Source organism: Rhodoplanes roseus, assembly GCF_003258865.1.
In the GTDB taxonomy this organism is placed as follows: domain Bacteria; phylum Pseudomonadota; class Alphaproteobacteria; order Rhizobiales; family Xanthobacteraceae; genus Rhodoplanes; species Rhodoplanes roseus.
On record NZ_NPEX01000474.1, the window covers coordinates 1 to 2,845 of the forward strand.

Genomic DNA, 2,845 nt, shown 5'->3' on the forward strand with positions numbered 1-2,845 from the left:
GGCGCCGCGGCCGTTCCGTCACATGCATTCCCCGCCCCCGTTGGTCCGCCCGGATCACCGGCGCGGCGTGTTCGCCCGGACCGGCACCCGGATCGCCTCGCCCGCAGCGGAGACGACCGGCGCGGCGACCGGCCGGCCGGAATCGCGCCCGCCTTCGTCGTCACCGAGCCGCATGATCGCGCTGCCCATCACCCAGCTCCCCAGCGTCACGGCGAAGCCGAACAGCAGGAGGCCGACCGCCACCACGGGCGACTGGTCGCCGAGCACCAAGCTGCGCAGCCGATGCGCGTCGAGCGCCAGCAGGCCGGCGACGGCCAGCATCGCGATCAGCAAGCCGATCGCGAGATTGACGGCGAGCAGCCGCAGCAGCGGCTGGCGCAGGAGCCGCCGCAAGGGCGCCTCGCCCTGCGGCACGGCGCCCGTTGGGTCGGTGCGAAAGGATCGTTCGGCCATTGGGGTCCTCCGCCGGGCCCCGCGGGCGCGGGCCTCGGTATCCTTATGGCCCAACCGGAATCGCCGTGTCGAGCCACGCCACCGCCTGGACTGGATTCACGGCCAAAGCATGGAGTCGGGTGTAGCCGACCCGAGGAAGGCGGTACTAGCCGGAAGGCGGGGGAGGTTATGCTGATCGTCGCCGAAGCGGCACGGCTCGCGTGACGGCCGGCGACGAGCCGCTCGCCGGATCGCGGCCGGGCCCGCCGGGGGCGTTGCGAACCGACACGGCACGTGGGTCGGCCTCGCCGAGGCCGCCGGGATCGGACCGGATGGACGCCGAATGGAGAACAGCGGGAAGGGGCGCGGGGGCGCCGAACGTCAGCTGCCGCCGCCGGAGAAGACGGCGCGGAGCTCGCGGTCGGGCCCGAGATCCTCGATGCTCTCGATCGCCAGAAGCTCGGCCAGACGCGTGCGGGCGCGATTGACGCGACTCTTGATGGTGCCGACGGCACACCCGCAGATCTCGGCCGCCTCCTCGTAGGAGAAGCCGGACGCACCGACCAGGACGAGAGCTTCGCGCTGGTCGGACGGCAGCTTGCCGAGCGCCTCGCGAAACTCCTCGAACTCCACCTTGCTCGACTGCTCGGGCTGCGTCTTCATGCTGTCCGCATAAGCGCCGTCGGAGTCCGGCACCTCGCGGCGCCGCTTGCGATACTCGGAGCGAAACAGATTGCGGAGGATCGTGAACAGCCAGGCCGACATGTTGGTGCCGGGCTCGAACGAATCGAGATTGGCCCAGGCGCGCAGCAACGTCTCCTGCACCAGATCGTCGGCGCGGTCGACATTGGCCGACAACGAGATGGCGAAAGCGCGCAGGCTCGGAACGGCCGCGAGCATCGCCTCGCGCACGGAGGCGTCGTCGCGTGATGCGGATCGTCCGGAGGACTCCCGACTCATTCGCCGGAATCCTTGTCCGCTGCCTTTGCCCGCACCGAGGGAGCGTCGAGATTGCGAAGCAACTCGGCGAACCGGTCGGGTACGCCCTGATCGACGACATCGTCGTAAATCGCGCGGAGCTGCTGGCCGATCTTGGTCTGGATTTCGCGATTCAAAGCTGGATCCGGCCTCCCCGTCGTAGACCTCACCTGCAGTGCCCCTTCCGGCCGCAACGACTTTCTATCTTTCATCACTTCCTCACACCGACACCCGCCCCGAGACACCCCGGGTGAACGCCGGACCCCGCGAACTTTGAACCAACTCCGGAAACCTGCCATAGTTCCAGGCTAGGGAACTTTTATATGGCCGAAGCGTTCCCCGTGTCTCGCCACAGTCGGGCACTCAAAAACAATCGGGAGTTCAAGCTTTGTCGTCGGCGCAAATGGTTGCTCACCATCTTCCGTATCTGCGCCGGTATGCGCGTGCGCTTACCGGCGGCCAAACCTCGGGAGACGCCTATGTCGCCGCGACCCTCGAGGCCATGATCAAGGAGCCGTCGATCCTCGGTGACACGGACAAGCCGAAGGTCGCCCTGTTCCGCTGCTTCGCGGCGATCTGGAACTCGCTGCCGGTGAACGGCGCCTCCGAGCTCGTCGACTCCGATACCCCGGCCGAGCGTCGCCTCGGCCAGCTCACGCCGCGGGCCCGCCAAGCCTTCCTGCTGGTCTCGCTGGAAGGGTTCTCCGAGGAGGACGCGGCCGAGATCCTGGACACCGATTTGCCGACGGTGCGCAGCCTGGTCGAGGAGGCGGGCCGCGAGCTCGCCGCCGAGATCGCCACCGACGTCCTCATCATCGAGGACGAGACCTTCATCGCCCTCGACCTCGAAGGGCTGGTCGAGAGCCTCGGCCACCATGTGGTCGGCATCGCCCGCACCCACAGCGAGGCCGTGCAGATCGCCCAGAAGAAGCGTCCCGGCCTGATTCTCGCCGACATCCAGCTCGCCGACGGCAGCTCCGGCCTCGATGCCGTCAACGAGCTGCTCGACACGTTCGAGGTGCCGGTGATCTTCATCACCGCCTATCCGGAGCGCTTCCTCACCGGCCAGCGGCCGGAACCGGCCTTCCTGATCGCCAAGCCGTTCCAGCCCGCGACCGTATCCGCGGTGGTGAGCCAGGCGCTGTTCTTCGAGCGGAACGCGACCCGCCGCGAGCGCCGGATTCCGGCCTGACGACATGCGTCCTCGCCCGGGGCCGCTCGTTTGAGCGGGCCTCGGGCGAAGCCGTGTTCGGCGGGTGACGCGAGCGTCGCGCCCGGCGGACGAACCTTGGGGGATGAACCCTTCCGGGGCCCGCCGCCCCGAAGAGGCGCCAGCCACACCCGCACTCAAGGTCCGATGAACGCGATCCCCACCGACTTCGACCTCCCGGGCGAGCCGCCACAGAGAAAAGGCGTGGTTGACGGAGTCAACCAC

The 2,845-nt window shown here is 68.6% G+C and carries 4 protein-coding genes; 1 reads left to right on the plus strand and 3 read right to left on the minus strand.

The window, feature by feature from the left end; all coding sequences use genetic code 11:
• Nucleotides 1-54: 54 nt before the first annotated feature.
• The 3 genes from CH341_RS30310 to CH341_RS30320 form a co-directional block, all read right to left on the minus strand.
• Nucleotides 55-453 carry a hypothetical protein gene (locus CH341_RS30310; RefSeq protein WP_245431325.1) on the minus strand — a complete coding sequence of 133 codons (399 nt, stop codon included), beginning with the start codon at nucleotides 451-453 and terminating at the stop codon, nucleotides 55-57.
• A 360-nt stretch (nucleotides 454-813) separates the two neighbouring features.
• On the minus strand, nucleotides 814-1,392 hold the full coding sequence (locus tag CH341_RS30315; protein WP_111423220.1) for a sigma-70 family RNA polymerase sigma factor: 579 nt from the start codon (nucleotides 1,390-1,392) through the stop codon (nucleotides 814-816).
• A complete protein-coding gene (locus tag CH341_RS30320; RefSeq protein ID WP_170149873.1) occupies nucleotides 1,389-1,622 on the minus strand; it encodes a NepR family anti-sigma factor in 234 nt (77 codons plus the stop codon). The genes CH341_RS30315 and CH341_RS30320 overlap by 4 nt, the downstream gene beginning before the upstream one ends.
• Before the next feature lie 176 nt (nucleotides 1,623-1,798).
• On the opposite strand from CH341_RS30320, the gene CH341_RS30325 reads away from it, so the two are divergent.
• Entirely contained in the window at nucleotides 1,799-2,602 is an 804-nt protein-coding gene (locus CH341_RS30325; protein ID WP_111423223.1) for a response regulator, read from the plus strand.
• The last annotated feature ends 243 nt before the right edge of the window (nucleotides 2,603-2,845 follow it).